Genomic DNA, 20302 nt, shown 5'->3' on the forward strand with positions numbered 1-20302 from the left:
TCATTTGTGTGATGATTGTCAAAAATTTAAACGCTTGTATGATTTCGAGCGTGATTCAATAATAACAAGTTAAAACAACCGTATCGGTGATCTCTCCAGCCGTATTCGAGCCTCACCGTTACCTCGGGGTTTTAGGAGATTTTTGTGGACAAGCCTTGGATTAATCATTTGCCACATGATGTGCCTGCCGACATAGATGCAGGCCGTTTTGACAGTCTGGTCGCCATGTTTGAACAGGCAGTACGTGACTATGCTGATCAGCCCGCCTTTATCAATATGGGCGCCGTGCTGACCTACCGCAAACTCGAAGAGCGCAGCCGCGCCTTTGCCGCTTATTTGCAAAACGAGCTCGGTCTGAAAAAGGGCGATCGCGTCGCGCTGATGATGCCAAACCTGCTGCAATATCCCATTGCGCTCTTTGGTGTGCTGCGCGCCGGGCTTGTGGTGGTTAACGTCAATCCCCTTTACACCCCGCGGGAACTTAAGCATCAATTGATTGACTCTGGTGCCAAAACCATTGTTGTCGTGTCTAACTTTGCCCGCACGCTGGAAGAAGTAGTGGATGAGACTCCGGTGGAGAGCGTTATTGTCACCGGCCTTGGCGACTTACTGAGTGCACCCAAGCGCACTTTGGTGAACTTTGTGGTGAAGTACATCAAAAAGCTGGTGCCCAAGTACGATTTGCCCCATGCCATTTCTTTCAGAAAGGCGCTGCAAAAAGGCCGCCGTCTGCAATATGTCAAACCCGAGCTGACCAACAGCGATCTCGCATTTTTGCAGTACACCGGCGGTACCACAGGGGTATCCAAGGGTGCCATGCTGACCCACGGCAACGTAACGGCCAACGTGCTGCAGGCTAATGGCGCCTATGCGCCGCTGCTGGCCGATGGCAAAGAGTTTGTGGTGACTGCGCTGCCGCTGTATCACATCTTTGCCCTGACAGTGAACTGCCTGCTGTTCCTGCACAAGGGCGCCAACAACCTGCTTATCACCAATCCCCGTGATATTCCGGCGTTCGTGGCCGATTTGAAAAAATATCCTTTTACCGCGCTGACCGGGGTGAACACCCTGTTTAACGCGCTGGTGAATAACGAAGAATTCACTCAACTGGATTTTTCACGCCTCAAGCTGTCCATCGGTGGCGGCATGGCGGTGCAGCGTGCGGTAGCTGACAAGTGGCAGAGCATCACCAAAACCCGTTTGCTGGAAGGTTATGGTCTTACCGAAGCCTCGCCGCTGGTGACCTGCTGCCCTTATAACCTTGAAGGTTACAACGGCTCTATCGGCTTCCCTGCGCCTTCGACTGAGATGCAGGTGCGTGACGATGATGGCAAGGTACTGGCTCAGGGCGAGACCGGTGAGCTCTATGCCCGTGGTCCTCAGGTAATGAAAGGCTACTGGCAGCGCCCAGAAGAAACCGCCAAGGTGATAGATGCCAATGGCTGGCTTGCCACAGGCGACATAGGTTATATGGACGAGCAGGGCTTCTTCTACATTGTCGACCGTAAGAAAGACATGATCCTGGTATCCGGCTTTAACGTGTTCCCCAACGAGGTGGAAGATGTGATTGCCATGCATCCCAAGGTGGTGGAAGTGGCGGCTATCGGCGTGCCCAATGAAGTCAGCGGTGAAGTGGTGAAGGTGTTTGTGGTCGCCAAAGACAAATCTTTGACCGAAGGCGATATTATCAAGCACTGTAAACATCATTTAACGGGCTATAAGATCCCCAAACTGGTAGAATTCAGGGACGAGTTACCTAAAACCAACGTGGGTAAAATATTGCGCCGTGAGCTTCGAAACGAAGAGCTCAACAAGGCGTAATAAAAAACCGGCGTAAGCCGGTTTTTTATTGTTCGATTATTTTCAGAGGGGAGAGATAGTTTGCTGGAGTTTCAATACGTAAAGGACGATGAAACCCTGGGGGCACTTGTTGAGCAGTATCGTCAAAGCCCGGTGCTGGTGCTGGATACCGAGTTTGTCCGCACCCGGACTTACTATGCCAGATTGGGGCTTATTCAGGCGTACGATGGCAAAACACTGGCCTTGATTGACCCGCTGGATATTCAGGATCTGTCTCCCTTTTGGTCACTGCTGATCGAGCCTGGCATTATTAAATTGGTGCATTCCTGCTCTGAAGATTTGGAAGTATTTGCCCGCTACGGCAAGGTGCAACCATCGCCGCTGTTCGACAGCCAGATTGCTGCGGCGCTTTGCGGTCTAGGCCATGGCGTGGGGTATGCCAAGCTGGTGGAAGAATGCCTTGGGCAAACTCTGGATAAAGGCGAGTCACGTACCGACTGGATAAAGCGGCCGCTGACCGATGCCCAGTTGCAATATGCCGCCAATGACGTGTTCTTTTTGTACCAGCTTTATCCCATGCTGGCGCAAAAGCTTAATGAGCTTGGCCGTATGGACTGGCTGTTGGAAGAGGGCGCCCGCCTCACGGAAGGGCGGCTTGAGCGCCCCTCGGCAGAAACAGCGTTCCTTAAGGTGAAAAATGCGTTTCAGTTAACGCCCAAGCAGCTGGCATACCTTAAGGTGCTGGCGGCCTGGCGTCTGGAGCGGGCGCTGGACAGGGATCTGGCCCTTGGCTTTGTGATTAAAGATCACGCCCTTATCGCTTTGGCAAAAAAGCAACCTAAATCATTAAGTGATTTGCTGAAAATCAATGACTTGTCTGAGCATGAAAAACGTATTCATGGCAAAGAGCTGCTGAAGGTGTTGCAGCGCGCCGATCTGACCCATTTGCCAAAGCCAATCGATGTACTGGCGTTGAAGCCAGGTTACAAGCAGGCATTCAAGGCCATCAAGGCGGTGCTGACCGAGGTGTGTGAACGTGAAGGCTTACCGGCGGAGCTTTTCTGCTCCAAGCGGCATATTCACGAATATCTGGAGTATCGCTGGCAGGTGCAAGCGGGCGCGCAGCTGCCGTTGCTGTTGCAAGGCTGGCGCGGCGCGCTGGCAAAAGACTGTCTGGACGCGTTAACCGACGCCGAGCTAGCGATGTAACCTGCGGCCAGGACGCATTATAGATGCCGTAAACAATAAAAAGCCGCCCGAGGGCGGCTTTTTTGTCGTTTTTGCATTGTGCGTTTTTGCATCGTGCTTGCGCCTGTTTCGCGCCATTAACCGCCTGGCGGCGCTGGAGCCCGGCAAGGAGGCAAGGGCTTATCAGCGCTCCGGCAGCGTAACGTTTAGCTCGAGTACCGACAGGTTATCGTCGTTTTGCTCAAGCTGCACTGACACCTGCTCTTCGGAAATGTGCACGTACTTGCGGATCACCTCGATGATTTCCTGCTTCATTTGCGGGAAATAATCCGGCGCGTCGCGCTCACCCCGTTGATGGGCCACGATGATTTGCAAGCGTTCCTTGGCCATGGAGGCCGAGTTGGGTTTCTTGCTGCTTCTGAAGTAATCGAGTAAAGACATAATCAGCTACCAAAGATCCTTTTTAACAGGCCCTTCTTCTCTTCGGTTACGAAGCGAAGGGGAAGTTCTTCACCGAGCAGACGCCCGACCGTGTCGCTGTATGCCTGACCGGCATCACTTTCCTGATCGATAATCACAGGCACGCCTGAGTTGGACGCGCGTAGCACTGCCTGAGATTCAGGGATAACACCCAGCAACTTGATGGCGAGGATTTCTTCCACGTCAGCCACACTCAGCATTTCGCCATTTTTCACCCGAGTTGGGGAGTAGCGGGTCAGCAGCAGGTATTCCTTGATGGGCTCAAGATTTTGCTCTGCGCGGCGAGACTTGCTTTGCAAAATACCCAGGATGCGGTCTGAGTCGCGGACGGAACTCACTTCCGGGTTGGTGGTTACAATGGCCACGTCGGCAAAGTAAAGCGCCATCAGGGCACCGGTTTCGATACCAGCAGGGGAGTCGCAGACGATAAATTCAAAGTCCTTAGATAAATCGTCCAGCACCTTGCCCACACCTTCGCGGGTGAGAGCGTCTTTGTCGCGAGTCTGCGATGCGGGCAGCACATACAACTTTTCGCAGCGTTTATCTTTAATAAGTGCTTGATTCAAATTGGCTTCGCCGTTAATCACGTTGACGAAGTCATACACAACGCGGCGCTCACAGCCCATGATAAGGTCGAGGTTACGCAGACCGATATCGAAGTCGATAACGACGGTTTTATGGCCGCGCAGGGCCAGGCCGGTGGCGATGGCTGCGCTGGAGGTGGTTTTGCCTACACCACCTTTTCCTGAAGTGACAACAATAATCTGTGCCATGTTTATTTCTGTCCTTTAATTCTGCCCCATCACAATGGCAGTGATTCTACTGTTAGTGAGTCGCCTTCGAGGCGCACACAGCCGCTTTTCGCAGTCACACCGTGCTTTTGTAAATTCTCTGTCAGCCAGTATTGACCCGCGATGGAAATCAGTTCGGGCTCAAGGGATTTGGCCAGGATAACGGCATCCTTGGAACCGTTGGCTCCAGCCATGGCTTTGCCCCTGAGTGCACCATAAATATGTATGCTGCCATCGGCAATCACTTCTGCGCCATTTCCCACGGCGCCAATCACCACCAGATCGCCGTTTTTGACGTAGATCTGCTGACCGGAACGCACGTTTTGTCTCACGATCCGGGTGGTTTTGGGCTCTGAAGAGGACGCGGCGGCAGGGGAGGTCTGACCGTTGGCGGTTTTGCCAGCCTTGACGATAGCCAGTCCTAAGGATTTGGCTTGCTCGGCAAGGGCTTTTGAAGCGGAAGTCACGCCTACTATTACCAGCTGGCGCGATACAAGAAGTTGTTTCAGCGCGGCTAAATCCATTTCACCGTCGTCAATCGCACCCAGGTTAAGCACCAGGGGCGCACCAATGAAAAATTGCGGGGCCTGGGCGAGTTTACGGTCCAGTTCACTGGCAAGGCTGTCCAAATTTGCGCTGTTAATATGCAAAACAGAAAGCGTGAAAGAAGATCCCTTTAATTCAAGGCTTGCTTTTGGCATCGCCGTATAATACTCCAGAAATTAATCAGTCTCGCGCTGATCTACATTTTTTTCTAAAGAGCCCATGTTATAGTGTGCCCCAATGACTGGCAAGTTTGATATTTTCGGAAATTGACACACTTATGATATGTGCCGTTTATAAGAGCAGCCGAAAGGAAGAAACCTTTCTGTTTGTCCCCAAACGAGAGGATTTCAGCCAGGTGCCTGAGCCGCTGATGCAGATGTTCGGGCAACCTAAATTGGTAATGTTGTTACCGCTGGATAAAAAAGACAAACTGGGGATAGCGGACATCAGCAAGGTACGCGCCGAACTCGAACAAAAGGGTTACTACTTGCAAATTCCGCCCCCAAAAGAGAACTTATTGACCGAACACCGCCGCAGTTTAGGCATAGAGGATTGATAAAGGACTGACCGATTCGTTAGGAGGCGTTCGTTACTGTGAAGTCATTACTCTGTACTTCCCTGTCTGCTTTGGCACTGTTGTCCGGCGTGGCGCTTGCCGAAGATAGTCACAGTGGCAGCTTTGCTGACTACCTCGAAGGGCTTCGTAAAGAAGCCCTTGAAAGACATGACATTCGTCCGGAAACCATTTCCGCGGTATTCCCCAAGGTGAAAGAGTTCCGTTTGGCCAAAAGCCAAAACGGTGACGATGAAGCCACACCTGAAAGTGCCGGCAATCTCGATAAATACCTGCCAAGTGTGCTGACTGATACCCTGGTCGATGAGGCCAAGTTTCAGTACCAGGGCCACAGCGAGACCTTAACGCGGATCGGTGACGCCTACGGCGTGCAGCCGCGGTTTATCGTGGCGCTGTGGGGGCTTGAATCGCGCTATGGTCGTGAGTCAGGCGCATATCCTGTACTGTCGGTGACGGCATCAAAAGCCTATCGCGGGGTACGTGAAGCCTTCTATCGAGAGCAGTTTTTTGCTGCCTTGAACATCCTAGACAGCAGCAGTTGGCAGCTTGAGCAGCTTTTGGCGACCCCCGATGGCCGCATGGGGCAACCCAAGTTGCTGCCGGCGGGTTTCCTGGCCTATGCCAAAGACGGTGACGATGATGGTAAAGCGGATATCTGGACCAATCCTGCCGACGTATTCGCATCTATCGCTTCTTTTATGAAGGAGTCCGGCTGGCGCGCCGACGAAACCTGGGGCCGCCAGGTGAAGATCCCAGCAGATTTTGATGTGACGCTGGCTTCGAGTGGCGTCAAGAAAGGCTTTGCCGATTGGCAGGCACTGGGCGTTCGGCGCTTCGATGGCACGGATTTACCGGCCCGCAGCGATATGTTGGTCACCATGGTTATGCCCGATGGCCCCAAGGGGCGGGTGTATCTGGTGTACGACAACTATCTTGCTATCAAGCGTTGGCGGGACAGCGACTATTTTGCGCTCGCGCTGGTGCATCTGTCGGATCGCATCAAGTTTCAACTGGGAGAATAGGGTATACTCCCGCCCTTTGCAGTGTGATTGGTATAGGTTGTGACTGAGTTCTGGAAACAAAAACGCCTCGATGAAATGACCACCGAGGAGTGGGAATCCCTGTGTGACGGCTGCGGCAAGTGCTGTTTGAATAAGCTTATCGACGATGAAACCGATGAGCTTTATTACACCAACGCGGCCTGTAAACTGCTGGACAGAGACGCCTGCCACTGCCGCCATTACACGGAAAGGTTTACCTTTGTGCCGGGCTGCGCCGCCATCACGGTGGACAACATCGCCAGCCTCACCTGGCTGCCCGATAGCTGCGCCTATATCCGCCTGTATCAGGGCCGTGATTTACCTTCCTGGCATCCGCTTATCACCGGCAGCAAAGAGGCCATGCACGCCGCAGGTATGTCGGTGAAGGGCAAGGTCGTATGTGAAACCAAGGTCAGGGACATGGAAGACCACATAGTGCTGTGGCCGCTGAAAGATATCGACTGAGTGCTTCGACTGAGTCCTTCGACTGAGTGCAGCTGACGTCGCCGTGCATAATGACTATTCACTGTCTGATTGTGATTGCTGCCGCTCTTAGAAAATCCGACGAAGCCTTTGCCAAGTCAACAAAAAACGCCCGTCAGGGCGTTTTTTCGTTTATGCGGCCAGTGCCAGGCAATCAGCCTTGATAGCAAGCATCAGGCGGACTTTTTAAAAATAGGTACCAGAAATACCAGCAGTGCCAGCAGGTAGACACTGAAGGCCACAATCATCCACTCGCCCATGGTGACACCGGCAAACTGCCAGGGGATATCGGTGCACATGCCGGTGGGCATAAACACATCCGGCAGCCATTCGTGCAGTGGCATCCAGCTTGGAAATTCCGGCAGGAACGAGCAGGTTGAGAAGGGGTTGGGGTTATTTTGCATATCTACCAGTTCCAGGGCGAGCTTGAGGCCCCAGATACTGCTGACGCCCCAGAGCAGGCCACCCAGCAGACGCATGATACGGCTTGCCGGGGCAATAAGCCCAAGTACCCCGGCGCCAAGTAAACCAAACACTGCAAGGCGCTGGTAGATACACATAACGCAGGGATCTAGCTTCATCCCGTACTGAAAATACAGTGCCGCCAACTCTAATGACAGGGCGCTCAGGGCCAATATCGCCCAGGATAAGCGACTGTGGGCGAAAGAAATCAGGCTGGACATAGGGTCTCCGTGAAAATGGCATTCCATAAAAAAGCCCGCACACTGAGGTGCGGGCTATTTCTGACTTTACTTAAGCAAAGAAGTTCAGTCAATCGAAGGAATTAATGTCCACCCACTGCTTTACCGGCAGCCTCGGCCACGCTGTGGTGGTTAATCAGGTTTACATCGTAGAAGTACTGGGTCATCTGCTCCAAAAGCCCCATTTCGATAGTCAGAATACCGACAATCGACAGCACGATAGTGTAAGGCAGTGCCATCATCACCATGCGGCCGTAGGACAGGCGAATAAGTGGCGCCAACGCAGAGGTCAGCAGGAACAGGAATGCAGCCTGACCGTTAGGCGTGGCAACCGAGGGCAGGTTGGTACCGGTATTGATGGCGACAGCCAGCAAATCGAACTGATCACGGCTGATTTGGCCATTGAGCAGCGCGGCTTTCACTTCGTTGATGTACACAGTGCCCACGAACACGTTGTCGCTGACCATTGAGAGCAGTCCGTTGGCGATATAGAAAATCACCAGCTGCACATTACCTTCAAAGCCAAGTGCCCATTGGATAACAGGACCGAAGAGTTGCTGGTCGATAATCACCCCCACCACGGCAAAGAATACGGCCAGCAGCGCAGTAAAGGGCAGGGCTTCTTCGAATGCTTTACCGAGCGCGTGCTCATCTGTTATGCCGTTAAAGGCGGTGTTGAGGATGATGACCGACAGACCAATCAGACCCACAGAGGCCAGGTGGAACGCCAGGCCCACAATCAGCCACACACCCACGAGGGCTTGCACCAGCAGCTTGACCTTGTCTCTTGGACTGCGGCGCGCATCTTCATAAGCGTCGTAATCTGACAAAATGCGGTGTACTGCATCGGGCAGCTTGGCGCCATAACCGAAGATTTTAAATTTCTCTACCAGGAAGCAGGTCAGGATCCCGGCAAAAAATACCGGCACTGTCACTGGCGACATACGAATCGCGAACTCGGCAAACTGCCAGTTGGCCTGGGCGGCAATAATCAGGTTCTGTGGCTCGCCCACCATGGTGCACACGCCACCCAGGGCAGTACCCACACCGGCGTGCATCAACAGGTTACGCAGGAAGCCGCGAAAAGATTCGAGCTCTTCTTCATTAAGTTGCTCGGGTGCTTCGGAGGTGTGGTCGTGATCGGAGCTGAAATCTTTACCCGACGCCACCTTGTGGTAAATCGAGTAGAAGCCCACAGCCACAGTGATAATCACGGCGATTACCGTCAGCGCATCGAGGAAGGCCGACAGGAAGGCGGAGGCGATACAAAACAGCAGTGATACCACCACCTTGGAGCGTACCTTGGTCAGCATCTTGGTGAAGGCAAACAGCAGCAGCTGTTTCATGAAGTAGATACCGGCCACCATAAACACCAGCAGCAACAGTACTTCGAGGTTAGCCTCGATTTCATGCAGTACCTGACTGGGGGTGGTCATGCCAATAATGACCGCTTCGATAGCCAGCAAACCACCGGGCTGCAGCGGGTAGCACTTGAGTGCCATCGCCAGGGTAAAAATAAACTGAATGACCAATACCCAGCCCGCAACAAAGGGGTTTAGATAAAAGAGTACCGGGTTTATCGCGAGAAACGACAGAATCGCGAGTTTATACCATCTGGGGGAGTTTCCCAGAAAGTTGGCAAATAACGACTGCCCTAGAGTAGATGGCATGTTCCCCTCTCCCATATGCTTGATAATCAATGAGGATTATTGTTGTTTTGAGTATTACTGAATAGATGTAGTTCAGTCTAGCCTAAACCTTACCCCAAAGTAATCCAGGATAGGCAGCGTGGCATTTCAAAAAGCCGATCCGACTTGCAAAAACTGTCAATTACCGCGGTTGTTCGCTGTCTTTTTAAACAACAATGTGAATTCAAGCACTTTCCGGGGTTGCTAATGCAAGCGGGGAGGTTTCCATTTTTTGCCGCTCTGGTATGATCAGTGCCTTACAAGAGGACAAACCACCGGAAATTGGGGCTGATGATTATCAATGCCAAAGGTCCTGCGAGTTTCGCAGAGAAATACATAGTGCGTTCTATCTGGGAAAATAAATTTCCCCCCGGCTCCATTCTTCCCGCCGAGCGCGAATTGTCAGAGCTTATCGGCGTTACCCGTACCACCTTGCGTGAAGTGTTGCAGCGGCTGGCCCGTGATGGCTGGTTGACTATCCAGCACGGCAAGCCAACCCGGGTTAATAATTTCTGGGAAACCTCTGGCCTGAATATCCTTGAAACCATTGCCGATTTGAACCCTGAGGGTTTTCCGGTATTGGTAGACCAGCTGCTGTCTGCCCGCACCAACGTCAGTGCCATCTATTTCCGCGGCGCTGTACGTCACAATCCGGAAACCGCCGTTGAGGTGCTGGGGAAGATCCACGGCATGCCAGATACCCCGGAAGCCTACGCCGAGTTTGATTACGAACTGCATCACACGCTGGCGTTTTCCTCTGGAAACCCACTGTATGTGTTGATCCTGAACGGCTTTAAAGGCCTTTACAGCCGTGTTGGCCGCTATTACTTTTCCAGCGGTGAAGCCCGTAAAATGGCATTGGATTTCTACATCGAGCTGGAGCAGCTGGCCAAGCGCCACGCCTACGGCGAAGTGCCTTCTTTGATGCGCACCTATGGCATTAACAGTGGCAAAATGTGGCAAAAGCTGAAAGATGCCATGCCAGCAGATATTAATCAGGATCCGCACGGCTGATTATTTTGAAGGCTGTACTGCTGTAGATGCAAGGCTTCCACAGCAAGCCTTTTATAGAACTTCAGTTATAGAAAGCCAGTTGCAGAAAGCTTTTTACAACGCACAGAATTAAAAAACGCAGCCCCAGGGCTGCGTTTTTGTTTTGAAGCGACAGGAGTCAGATGCTGCCATCGTCTGAATGCGCAGGCGGGCAGCGCCCCAGTTCTTTTAAGGTGCCATCACTTTCTTCCTGCTGCAAAATCACCGTAAAGCCCCATAGGCGATGCAGGTGTTTAAGCACTTCAAATGAGTCCTGTGCCAGCGGTATGTCGTTGAAGGGGACGTACCTTAAGGTAATGGATCTGTCGCCCATCACTTCAACGCTATGTACCTGAATATTGGGCTCAAGGTTGGAAAGGTTATATTGCTGCGACAACATCTGCCTGATATCACGATAGCCCTGTTCATCGTGAATGGCGGAAATGGACAGGTAATTTTTCCGCTCGTCATCCACAATGCCAAACAGCTTAAACTGGCGGATCAATGTCGGTGACAGATATTGGCTGATAAAACTCTCATCCTTAAAATTCTCCATCGCGAAATGCAAGGTATCGAGCCAATTGCTGCCGGCGATTTCAGGGAACCAGGCCCTGTCTTCTTCGGTGGGGTTTTCACAAATGCGGCGGATATCGGTAAACATATTGAACCCCAGTGCGTAGGGGTTAATGCCTGAATAGTAGCGGCTGTTGTAGGGCGGCTGCGCCACCACGCCGGTGTGGCTTTGCAGGAATTCCAGCATAAAGCGGTCGGTCACCAGACCTTCGTCATAGAGGTGGTTCAAAATGGTGTAGTGCCAGAAGGTGGCCCAGCCTTCGTTCATTACCTGGGTTTGTTTTTGCGGATAAAAATACTGGCCCATCTTGCGCACGATACGCACAATCTCCCGCTGCCATGGCTCCAGCAGTGGCGCGTGTTTCTCAATAAAATAAAGGATGTTTTCCTGCGGCTCTGCGGGGAAGCGTTTTTTCGGCTGCTTTTCTTTTTCGGTGGCGCTGGTGGGCACGGTACGCCACAAATCATTCACCTGACTTTGCAGATATTCTTCGCGCTCTTTCTGGCGGGCTTTTTCTTCGCGGAAGGAGATCTCGGAAGGGCGCTTGTATCTGTCTACGCCGTAATTTTGCAGCGCATGGCAGGAGTCCAGAATATTCTCAACAGCTTCAACGCCGTAGCGTTCCTCGCACTCGGCAATGTAATTTTTGGCGAACACCAGATAATCGATAATGGAGCTGGCATCGGTCCAGGTTTTAAATAAGTAGTTGCCCTTAAAGAAGCTGTTATGGCCGTAGCAGGCGTGGGCCATCACCAGTGCCTGCATGGTGATGGTATTTTCTTCCATTAAATAGGCGATACAGGGGTTGGAGTTAATCACAATCTCGTAGGCCAGCCCCATATGACCACGCTTGTAACTTTGCTCGGTTTGAATAAAGCGTTTGCCGAACGACCAGTGGGTGTAACCAATGGGCATGCCTATGCCTGCATAGGCGTCCATCATCTGCTCGGCGGTGATTACCTCAATCTGATTGGGATAATAATTGAGCCGATAGTGCGTCGCGACACGCTCAATTTCATGCTGATAGGCCTCCAGGAGCTCAAAGGTCCAATCGGGTCCATCATTTAACGGTTTGCGTTTCCCCATAAAGCCCCCTTACACCGCCTGCTTTTTAAACAGTTCTCTGAAAACAGGGTAGATATCTTCGGCCTGGCGAATGTGCTGCACGGCCATGTTGTCGAATACTTGCATGAGGGATTCATATTCACGCCACAGGGTTTGGTGGGCGCGGTTGGTGATTTCGATATAGCTGTAGTAACGCACCATGGGCAAAATTTGTTGTTCCAGAATTTGCCTGCAGGTGGGTGAGTCATCAGCCCAGTTGTCGCCATCGGAAGCCTGAGCAGCGTAAATATTCCACTCATCTGCCGGATAGCGCTCTTTTTGGATCTCAACCATCAGCTTCAGTGCCGACGAGACTATGGTGCCGCCGGTTTCCTGAGAGTAGAAGAACTCATGTTCATCCACTTCCTTGGCCTGGGTGTGGTGGCGAATGTAGACCACTTCCAGGTTTTTGTAGGTGCGGGTCAAAAACAGATACAGCAGAATATAGAAGCGTTTGGCCATGTCCTTGGTGGCCTGATCCATAGAGCCTGACACATCCATCAGACAAAACATCACCGCCTGGCTGGAGGGCACTTCGCGCTTGGCGAAGTTGTTGTAGCGTAAGTCAAAAGTGTCGATAAAGGGCACCGCATCGATTTTCTTTTTGAGTATCTCAATCTGGTCCTTCAGCGCCAAAATCCGCTCGGCATTGGCCCCCGGGGTGTTTTCTAGCTCATCGAGTTCGGCCTGAAGGGCACGTAATTCTCGCTTTTTGCCCGCACTCATGGCGGTGCGGCGCGCAAGGGATGAGCGCAGAGACCTGACAATGTTGATGTTGGCAGGCACACCATCATTGGTAAAACCTGCGCGGTAGGTTTGAAACTCAACCAGCTTGTTCAGCCGGTTTTTTTGCAGGTTTGGCAGCTCCAGATCTTCAAACAGCAGCTCCAGATACTCATCTTTAGAGATCTGAAATACAAAGTCGTCCTGACCTTCGCCGGAGTCGGATGCATCACCCTGACCACTGCCCTGACCGCCACCGCCCTGAGGAGGCCGGTCAATCTTATCGCCACGGGTGAATTGGTCATTGCCGGGATGTACCCGCTCGCGATAGCCGCCTTTGCCCTGGTGAAACATGGGCTCGGTGATATCCCGGGTGGGAATGCTGATTTTCTCGCCTTTATCGACATCGGTAACACTGCGACGGGTGACCGCGTCGCTCACGGCCTTTTTGATTTGTTTTTTATATCGGTTGATAAACCGCTGCCGGTTTACCGTGCTTTTCCCCTTGGCGTTCAATCGCCTGTCAATAAAATTCGCCATACGCACCTCCCCAAATCCGGCCACCCGCCTGCAATCAGGCGGGCGCCAGTCAGTATCAAGACGATTTACGTACCCGCAGATACCACTCGGACAGCAGGCGAACCTGTTTCTTGGTGTAGCCTTTTTCCATCATCCGATTGACGAAATCATCGTGCTTACGCTGATCGTCGGTGGAGGTTTTGGCGTTGAAGGAAATCACCGGCAGCAGATCTTCTGTGTTGGAGAACATCTTCTTCTCGATGACGGTTCTGAGTTTTTCGTAGCTGGTCCAGTTGGGGTTTTTACCTTCGTTATTGGCCCGGGCCCGCAGCACGAAGTTCACTATCTCGTTACGGAAATCCTTGGGATTGGAGATCCCGGCGGGTTTCTCGATTTTTTCAAGCTCGGCGTTCAGGGCGGCGCGGTCAAACAACTGGCCGGTTTCGGGATCGCGATATTCCTGATCCTGAATCCAGAAGTCAGCATAGGTGACATAACGGTCAAAGATGTTCTGGCCGTACTCTGAATAGGACTCAAGATAGGCGGTCTGGATTTCTTTACCGATAAATTCCACGTATTTGGGGATCAGGTAACCTTTTAAAAACTCCAGATAACGCTCGGCGGTCTCGCCGGGGAACTGCTCTGCTTCGATCTGTTTTTCAAGCACATAGAAGAGATGCACCGGATTGGCGGCAATTTCTGTGTGGTCGAAGTTAAACACCCTTGAGAGGATTTTAAATGCGAAACGGGTTGAAAGGCCGTTCATGCCTTCATCCACGCCGGCGTAGTCGCGATACTCCTGATAGGACTTGGCTTTAGGATCGGTATCTTTCAGGCTTTCACCGTCATACACCCGCATCTTGGAGTAGATGGAGGAGTTTTCAGGCACTTTCAGCCGTGACAGCACACTGAACTGCGCCAGCGTTTCGAGTGTACCGGGTGCGCAGGGCGCCTGGGTCAACTCGGAGTTCTGGATAAGCTTTTGGTAAATCTGAATTTCTTCAGTTACCCGCAGGCAGTAAGGCACCTTGACGATATAAACCCGGTCGAGGAAGGCCTCGTTGTTTTTGTTGTTCTTGAAACTGGACCATTCTGACTCATTGGAGTGCGCCAGAATGATGCCACCAAAGGGCAGGGCCGACAGACCTTCGGTGCCGTTATAGTTGCCTTCCTGGGTGGCGGTGAGCAGTGGGTGCAGCACTTTGATGGGCGCCTTGAACATCTCCACAAATTCCATCAACCCCTGGTTGGCACGGCAAAGGGCGCCTGAGTAGGAGTAAGCATCGGCGTCGTTCTGGGCAAAATGCTCCAGCTGCCGAATGTCCACTTTACCCACCAAAGAGGAAATGTCCTGGTTGTTTTCATCACCGGGCTCGGTTTTGGCCACAGCAATCTGATCCAGCACCGATGGGAACACTTTTACCACTTTAAAGCGGCTGATATCGCCACCAAAATCGTGCAGCCGTTTTACGGCCCAGGGCGACATAATGGTTTTTAAATAGCGGGCTGGAATGTCGTACTCATCCGCCAGCAGTTTGCCATCTTCATCGGCATCGAACAGGCAGAAGGGATGGTCGTTGACCGGGCTTCGAACCCCATCGGCGCTCAGCACATAAATGGGCACCTTTTGCATCAGAGCCTTGAGCTTTTCGGCGAGGGAAGACTTACCACCGCCCACAGGGCCCAGCAAATACAGGATTTGCTTGGCTTCTTCGAGGCCCTGGGCCGAGTGCTTGAGATAAGCCACTATCTGCTCGATAGCGTCTTCCATGCCAAAGAAGTCTTTAAAGGCGGGATAACGAGAAATAAGCCGGTTGGAAAAGATCCTGCTGAGTACGGGATTTTTGGAGGTGTCTATCACTTCCGGCTCGCCGATGGCCAGCAGCAGACGTTCTGCCGCGGTCGCGTAAGCGCTCTTGTCCTGCTTGCAGATTTCAAGAAACTCCTGGAGTGAGTATTCTTCTTCGAGTTTCTTTTCATAGCGCTGTTGGTAATGTTCAAAGATGCCCATGCTAACCCCCTGAAACGCCATTGATGTGATGCCGGGAACTGGATACGGTTTGCTCCCTACCTGTAATCTTAGACATAAATTCTTGAGCTGTGTCAAAAAAAGATGTGTAAAAACAATGACAAATAGTTGCAAAAGCAACAGTTGCATCTGCTTCTATTCGGCGGGACGCGAAAAAATGCGGGCAAAGATTCGGGAAAGAGGCATAAAAAAAGGAGCCTGAATGGCTCCTTTTTTGACCTGAAAAACGCGGGATTAGCCGGCGAAGTTCTGGTTCACGAAGTCCCAGTTTACCAGTTCCCAGAAGTGGGCCAGGTAGTCAGGACGTACGTTGCGGTAATCGATGTAGTAAGCGTGTTCCCACACATCCACAGTCAGGATTGGGGTAACAGAAGCATCGGTCAGCGGGGTGGCTGCGTTGCTGGTGTTAACGATAGCAACAGAACCGTCAGCGTTCTTCACCAACCAGGTCCAGGCGCTGCCGAAGTTGTTCACAGCGGCGTCGGTAAACTTGGCTTTGAACTCTTCGAAAGAGCCGAAAGCAGCGTTGATGGCATCGGCTACTGCGCCAGTGGCAGCGCCGCCGCCATTTGGAGACAGACAGTTCCAGTAGAAGGTGTGGTTCCAAACCTGAGCGGCGTTGTTGAAGATACCGCCGGTAGAGGTCTTAACGATCTCTTCCAGGCTCTTGCCTTCGAACTCGGTACCTGGGATCAGACCGTTCAGCTTAACCACGTAGGTGTTGTGGTGCTTACCGTAGTGGTACTCGATAGTTTCCTGGGAAATATGGGGTTCCAGTGCGTTCTTCGCATAAGGCAGTGGTGGTAATTCGAAAGCCATTAGTATCTCTCCATGGACGATTATACGTTTTTCACGTTCTTGCTCACTGGCCGATATTGTACTCGGAAAATCTGTGATGTGAATCATTCTTTGGGGTTTTCGGGCGATAGTGCTTATCGAAAAATCAAATAATGACATAACCTTACAAACTGTGGGATTTTGTTCCGCCGCCCACTGGCGTACAATAAGCCCACGTGTGAGACATCAATGCCCCTCAGGGGGATGCCAAGTCAGGAATCAAAATGGAAACAGTAGAAAGAATCAAGCAGCAAATCGCTGAAAACCCAATCATTGTCTACATGAAGGGTTCTCCAAAGCTGCCAAGCTGTGGTTTCTCTGCCCGCGTTGCCGAGATGATGATTAACATCGGTGAGCAGTTTGCCTATGTGGACATCCTGCAACATCCGGATATCCGTGCCGAGCTGCCAAAGTACGCCAACTGGCCAACCTTCCCACAGCTGTGGGTCGAAGGTGAACTGATCGGCGGTTGCGACATCCTGACCGAGATGTTCCAAAAAGGCGAACTGCAGCCGCTTATCAAAGAAGTGGCTGCCAAGTATAAGACTGAAGCAGAATAAGCCTCGGTTATTGCCTGAATAAAAAAGCCCCGCGATGCGGGGCTTTTTGTTGTCAGTATTTCCAGTTGGAACATCTAAGCCGTTTCAGAATAAAGAGTCGCTTTCGAGCTTAAGGGCTTTCGGGCTCAGGTGCCGAAGGTGGCAGCAGCAGGTTCATCAAAATGGCAACGATGCCGCACAAGCTGATGCCAGTGAGGCTGAATGAGCCAATGCCAAAAGCCATACCGCCGATACCAAATACCAGCGTTACCCCCACAATGGCGAGGTTACGCGGACAGGCCAAATCGACCTGATTGCGAATAAGGGTGCTGAGGCCCACTGCGGCAATGGAGCCAAACAGCAAACACATAATGCCGCCCATCACTGGCACTGGAATAGTTTGCATCAGCGCCCCAAGTTTGCCGATAAAGGCCAGCAGAATGGCGACAATGGCGGCCCAGGTCATGATTTTGGGGTCAAAGTTGCGGGTTAAGGTCACGGCGCCGGTCACTTCAGAGTAGGTGGTATTTGGCGGTCCGCCAAAGGCGGCAGCGGCCATGGTGGCCACCCCGTCACCGGCGAGGGTGCGGTGCAGGCCCGGGTCTTTCATAAAGTCTTTGCGGGTGACATTGGAAATCGCAAGGATATCGCCAATGTGCTCCACCGCCGGGGCTATGGCCACCGGGATCATGAACAGGATCGCCTGCCAGTGAAATTCCGGCGCGGTAAAGTGAGGCACTGCAAACCAGGGCGCGGTGATAAGGGCATCAAAGCTGACCACTCCATAGAAGAGCGCGGTGACATAACCCACCAGGATCCCGGCCAGGATCGGCATCAGTTTGAGGATCCCTTTGGCAAATATCGCCACCAGTATGGTCGTGGTCAGCGATAACAGAGAAATCACCAGCGCAGTATCACCATCAACCAACACGGCGCTTCCGTCACCGGTTTTACCCAGCGCCATATTCACCGCCACCGGCGCCAAACCAAGACCGATTATGATGATCACTGGACCCACCACCACCGGGGGTAACAGGCGGTGAATAAAGCCAACACCCTTCAGCTTGACCAGCAGCGACAGCATCAGATACACGCCGCCGGCGGCAATCAAGCCACCCATGGTGGCGGCAACGCCCCAGGTTTGCACCGCATACATGATGGGGGCAATAAAGGCGAAGGAGGAGGCGAGAAACACAGGTACTTGTCTGCGGGTGATAAGCTGGAACAGTAAGGTGCCCAGGCCCGCGGTAAAGAGCGCCACACTGGTGTCGAGCCCGGTCAGCAGCGGCATCAACACCAGCGCACCAAACGCCACAAACAGCATTTGGGCACCCTGGAGGGGCAGCAGGAGTTTGTTCATTTTTTTATGTCCTGTAAGGTTAAAATCTTCCCATTCTATCAGCTGAAACGGCTTTGGTAAGCCTGAGTACAGATTTTGTGAACTCCTTGGCGCAAAAGGACAATCTGGCCGCATGAGTGCTAAATTTGCGGCCTTTCGTTGGACTGTGTTGCCCAAGGTCAAGTGTGTTACACTGCCGCCAATTGTTTTTTCAGGGATAGACCAATTTCCATGTTGAAGACCTTTCACAAGCTGGCCCTGGCCACCGGATTGCTGCTGGGTGCCATGGGCGCCGAGGCGGTGCAGGTAAATCGCCTTAATGAAGCCGATGTGCCCATCAGTTCACGCAATGGCGCCGAACTTGAGCAGGCGATTAAAGATGCCATGGCCAAGGTCATGGTAAAAAACAGCGGCAGCCAGGAAGCACTCGCCAATGCCCAGGTACAGGCACTGATTAATCAGGCCCGCTCGGCCCTCAGCCAGTTTGGCTATGTGGAAAACAACGGCAAACTTTACGTGCGTGCCAGTTTCGACAGCGCGCGAATTACCGGCACCCTCAGAAATGCCCAGCTGCCGGTGTGGGGAAAACAGCGTCCTTTGACACTGCTGTGGCTTGCCACCGACGGTGAAACCGAAAAGGTGCTGCTTGGGGATCATTCCGATCTGCCGGTTCGCAGTCAATTCAACGATGCCAGTGCCCAGACAGGCGTGCCACTGCTGTTTCCGCTGTTGGATCTTGACGACATGATGGTCGCCAATATCAACTCGGTACGCGGTTTCTTCCCCGATGAAGTGGCCGGTGCTTCCTCACGCTATCAGTCCGATTTTTTTGCCATTGCGACTCTGGATGCCGTTGATGGCGGTTATGAGTATCGGTTGGCGCTTTACCCGCGCACGGCTGCCAATGAACCGGGGCAGGTTATTCAGGCGGTGAATGAAGTCTCTGGCCGCAGCGAAAATCTTGAAGATGCTATCTCTGCCATGCTGTCTGGCATGAGCAGTTATTATGTGTCCCGCTACGCAGTGACAGGCTCCAGCGAAACCTCGGGAACCGAGCTGGTGTTCACTGGTGTCAACAAGCTTAAAGCCGTGGTGGATATCGAAACTTACCTTGGCCAGCTGTCGATGGTGAAATCTGTACGGCTGGTGAGTATTCAGGGCGATTCGGTGCGCTTTGCACTGGCGCTTTTTGGCAGCGAAGATGAGCTAAGGCGTACTCTTGCTCTGGAGCCGCGGCTGACGCCACTTGGCGATTCATCTGCTGCTCTGGCGGGTAGCTCTGGCTCAAGCGATGCTGCCAGCCAGGGGGATAGCAGCGCGCAACCCGATCCCTTCGCCAATGCCATTAATCCAGGCGATGTACTGGAAACACCGGGGATGCCTGCCAAGCCAAATCACTACGAGTGGCGCGGCCAGTAAGGTCTGCGACTCGGAATTTAACGGCGTCCGTGTTACACTGGCGCCGTTTTTATTTCAGTGCCACCAGATTGATTGAGAAGTAACCGAGTGACACAACAGCCTCCATTGCAATTGTCTCTGCCTGTCCATTTACCGGACGATGAAACCTTCGCCAGTTATTACCCCGCAGCGGGTAATGATGAGCTTATTGGTGCCCTGAAATCGGCGGCGGGCGGCGAGGGCAATCATGCCATTTACCTCTGGGGGCCTATCAAGTCGGGGCGAACTCATCTGATGCACGCAGCCTGTGCCCACGCCAACGAGGTGGAGCGGCGCAGTTTTTATATTCCCCTTGGTATTCACGCCAGTATTTCTACCGCATTGCTCGAAGGGCTTGAGCAGTTTGACCTTATTTGTATCGACGATGTGGATGCCGTGGCCGGTCATCCGCTGTGGGAAGAAGCGATTTTTGACCTCTATAATCGGGTGCTGGAGCAAAAGCGTGGCAGTCTGATTGTCAGCGCCAGCGCCTCGCCGATGGAAGCCGGATTTGGCTTGCCGGATCTGCTCTCCAGAATGCATTGGGGGTTGACCTATCAGCTGCAACCCATGATGGATGATGAAAAACTGGCAGCATTGCAGCGCCGCTCAGCCATGCGTGGCTTGCAGTTACCTGAGGACGTAGGACGTTTTTTGCTGAATCGGATGGCGAGGGATTTACGAACTCTGTTCGATGTGCTCGACAGGCTGGACAAGGCGTCCATGGTGCATCAACGCAAGCTGACAATCCCGTTTGTGAAAGAGATGCTAAGGCTCTAATTTATTCAATAAACTAAGGATTAGCGAGTAAAAATATGGCGAAGCTATTGTTTGTATAAATATTTACCTGTCAAAGAAAATCACAAAAAAGCGCTGCA

The 20302-nt window shown here is 52.4% G+C and carries 19 protein-coding genes; 9 read left to right on the plus strand and 10 right to left on the minus strand.

Features of this window, described 5'->3' with window-relative positions; all coding sequences use genetic code 11:
- The first annotated feature begins 144 nt into the window (after window positions 1-144).
- Window positions 145-1821 (plus strand): long-chain-fatty-acid--CoA ligase FadD, encoded by a 1677-nt coding sequence (gene fadD / locus MJ923_RS08135; protein ID WP_240590657.1) that lies wholly within the window; start codon window positions 145-147, stop codon window positions 1819-1821.
- A 60-nt stretch (window positions 1822-1881) separates the two neighbouring features.
- The gene (gene rnd / locus MJ923_RS08140; RefSeq protein ID WP_240590658.1) at window positions 1882-3009 is read left to right on the plus strand and encodes a ribonuclease D; all 1128 of its coding nucleotides are present in this window, start codon (window positions 1882-1884) and stop codon (window positions 3007-3009) included.
- Window positions 3010-3171: 162 nt separating this feature from the next.
- Here rnd and minE read toward each other — a convergent pair whose 3' ends face one another.
- From minE to minC, 3 genes are read right to left on the minus strand one after another with little or no spacing between them, the layout of a single operon-like run.
- Entirely contained in the window at window positions 3172-3429 is a 258-nt protein-coding gene (gene minE / locus MJ923_RS08145; RefSeq protein ID WP_240590659.1) for a cell division topological specificity factor MinE, read from the minus strand.
- 2 nt (window positions 3430-3431) lie between these two features.
- Window positions 3432-4241, minus strand: a complete 810-nt coding sequence (gene minD, locus MJ923_RS08150; RefSeq protein WP_240590660.1) for a septum site-determining protein MinD — start codon at window positions 4239-4241, stop codon at window positions 3432-3434.
- A 29-nt stretch (window positions 4242-4270) separates the two neighbouring features.
- On the minus strand, window positions 4271-4960 hold the full coding sequence (gene minC / locus MJ923_RS08155; protein WP_240590661.1) for a septum site-determining protein MinC: 690 nt from the start codon (window positions 4958-4960) through the stop codon (window positions 4271-4273).
- A 122-nt stretch (window positions 4961-5082) separates the two neighbouring features.
- Between minC and MJ923_RS08160 the strand changes: the two genes are divergently transcribed.
- Genes MJ923_RS08160 through MJ923_RS08170 form a run of 3 tightly spaced genes read left to right on the plus strand, consistent with a single transcriptional unit; the run spans window position 5083 to window position 6884 of the window.
- The gene (locus tag MJ923_RS08160; RefSeq protein WP_126169465.1) at window positions 5083-5361 is read left to right on the plus strand and encodes a YcgL domain-containing protein; all 279 of its coding nucleotides are present in this window, start codon (window positions 5083-5085) and stop codon (window positions 5359-5361) included.
- A 38-nt stretch (window positions 5362-5399) separates the two neighbouring features.
- The gene (locus MJ923_RS08165) at window positions 5400-6401 is read left to right on the plus strand and encodes a lytic murein transglycosylase (protein WP_240590662.1); all 1002 of its coding nucleotides are present in this window, start codon (window positions 5400-5402) and stop codon (window positions 6399-6401) included.
- A 39-nt stretch (window positions 6402-6440) separates the two neighbouring features.
- Window positions 6441-6884: a YcgN family cysteine cluster protein gene (locus MJ923_RS08170; protein ID WP_338092218.1), complete on the plus strand. Its 444-nt coding sequence runs from the start codon at window positions 6441-6443 to the stop codon at window positions 6882-6884.
- Window positions 6885-7075: 191 nt separating this feature from the next.
- On the opposite strand, the gene dsbB is transcribed toward MJ923_RS08170, so the two are convergent.
- Complete coding sequence (gene dsbB, locus MJ923_RS08175) at window positions 7076-7585, minus strand: disulfide bond formation protein DsbB (protein ID WP_240590663.1); 510 nt, start codon at window positions 7583-7585, stop codon at window positions 7076-7078.
- A gap of 101 nt (window positions 7586-7686) precedes the next feature.
- Window positions 7687-9273, minus strand: coding sequence for a sodium/proton antiporter NhaB (nhaB, locus tag MJ923_RS08180; protein ID WP_240590664.1), 1587 nt, complete (start codon window positions 9271-9273; stop codon window positions 7687-7689).
- A 309-nt stretch (window positions 9274-9582) separates the two neighbouring features.
- Between nhaB and fadR the strand changes: the two genes are divergently transcribed.
- Window positions 9583-10305 carry a fatty acid metabolism transcriptional regulator FadR gene (gene fadR / locus MJ923_RS08185; protein ID WP_126167069.1) on the plus strand — a complete coding sequence of 241 codons (723 nt, stop codon included), beginning with the start codon at window positions 9583-9585 and terminating at the stop codon, window positions 10303-10305.
- Between the two features lie 157 nt (window positions 10306-10462).
- Here the strand turns inward: fadR and MJ923_RS08190 are convergent, their stop codons facing one another.
- From MJ923_RS08190 to sodB, 4 genes are all read right to left on the minus strand, one after another.
- Window positions 10463-11983 (minus strand): SpoVR family protein, encoded by a 1521-nt coding sequence (locus MJ923_RS08190; protein ID WP_240590665.1) that lies wholly within the window; start codon window positions 11981-11983, stop codon window positions 10463-10465.
- A gap of 9 nt (window positions 11984-11992) precedes the next feature.
- Window positions 11993-13264, minus strand: coding sequence for a YeaH/YhbH family protein (locus tag MJ923_RS08195; protein ID WP_240590666.1), 1272 nt, complete (start codon window positions 13262-13264; stop codon window positions 11993-11995).
- A 55-nt stretch (window positions 13265-13319) separates the two neighbouring features.
- On the minus strand, window positions 13320-15254 hold the full coding sequence (locus MJ923_RS08200; protein ID WP_240590667.1) for a PrkA family serine protein kinase: 1935 nt from the start codon (window positions 15252-15254) through the stop codon (window positions 13320-13322).
- Window positions 15255-15506: 252 nt separating this feature from the next.
- A complete protein-coding gene (gene sodB / locus MJ923_RS08205) occupies window positions 15507-16091 on the minus strand; it encodes a superoxide dismutase [Fe] (RefSeq protein ID WP_126167065.1) in 585 nt (194 codons plus the stop codon).
- A gap of 242 nt (window positions 16092-16333) precedes the next feature.
- Between sodB and grxD the strand changes: the two genes are divergently transcribed.
- Window positions 16334-16669, plus strand: coding sequence for a Grx4 family monothiol glutaredoxin (gene grxD / locus MJ923_RS08210; protein WP_126167064.1), 336 nt, complete (start codon window positions 16334-16336; stop codon window positions 16667-16669).
- A 109-nt stretch (window positions 16670-16778) separates the two neighbouring features.
- Here the strand turns inward: grxD and MJ923_RS08215 are convergent, their stop codons facing one another.
- Entirely contained in the window at window positions 16779-18008 is a 1230-nt protein-coding gene (locus MJ923_RS08215) for a uracil-xanthine permease family protein (protein WP_240590668.1), read from the minus strand.
- 210 nt (window positions 18009-18218) lie between these two features.
- Here MJ923_RS08215 and MJ923_RS08220 point away from each other — a divergent pair, with 210 nt between their 5' ends.
- On the plus strand, window positions 18219-19406 hold the full coding sequence (locus tag MJ923_RS08220; RefSeq protein WP_240590669.1) for a DUF2066 domain-containing protein: 1188 nt from the start codon (window positions 18219-18221) through the stop codon (window positions 19404-19406).
- 87 nt (window positions 19407-19493) lie between these two features.
- Window positions 19494-20204, plus strand: a complete 711-nt coding sequence (gene hda / locus MJ923_RS08225) for a DnaA inactivator Hda (protein WP_240590670.1) — start codon at window positions 19494-19496, stop codon at window positions 20202-20204.
- Window positions 20205-20302 lie beyond the last annotated feature (98 nt).

The organism is Shewanella zhuhaiensis (assembly GCF_022484835.1).
In the GTDB taxonomy this organism is placed as follows: domain Bacteria; phylum Pseudomonadota; class Gammaproteobacteria; order Enterobacterales; family Shewanellaceae; genus Shewanella; species Shewanella khirikhana.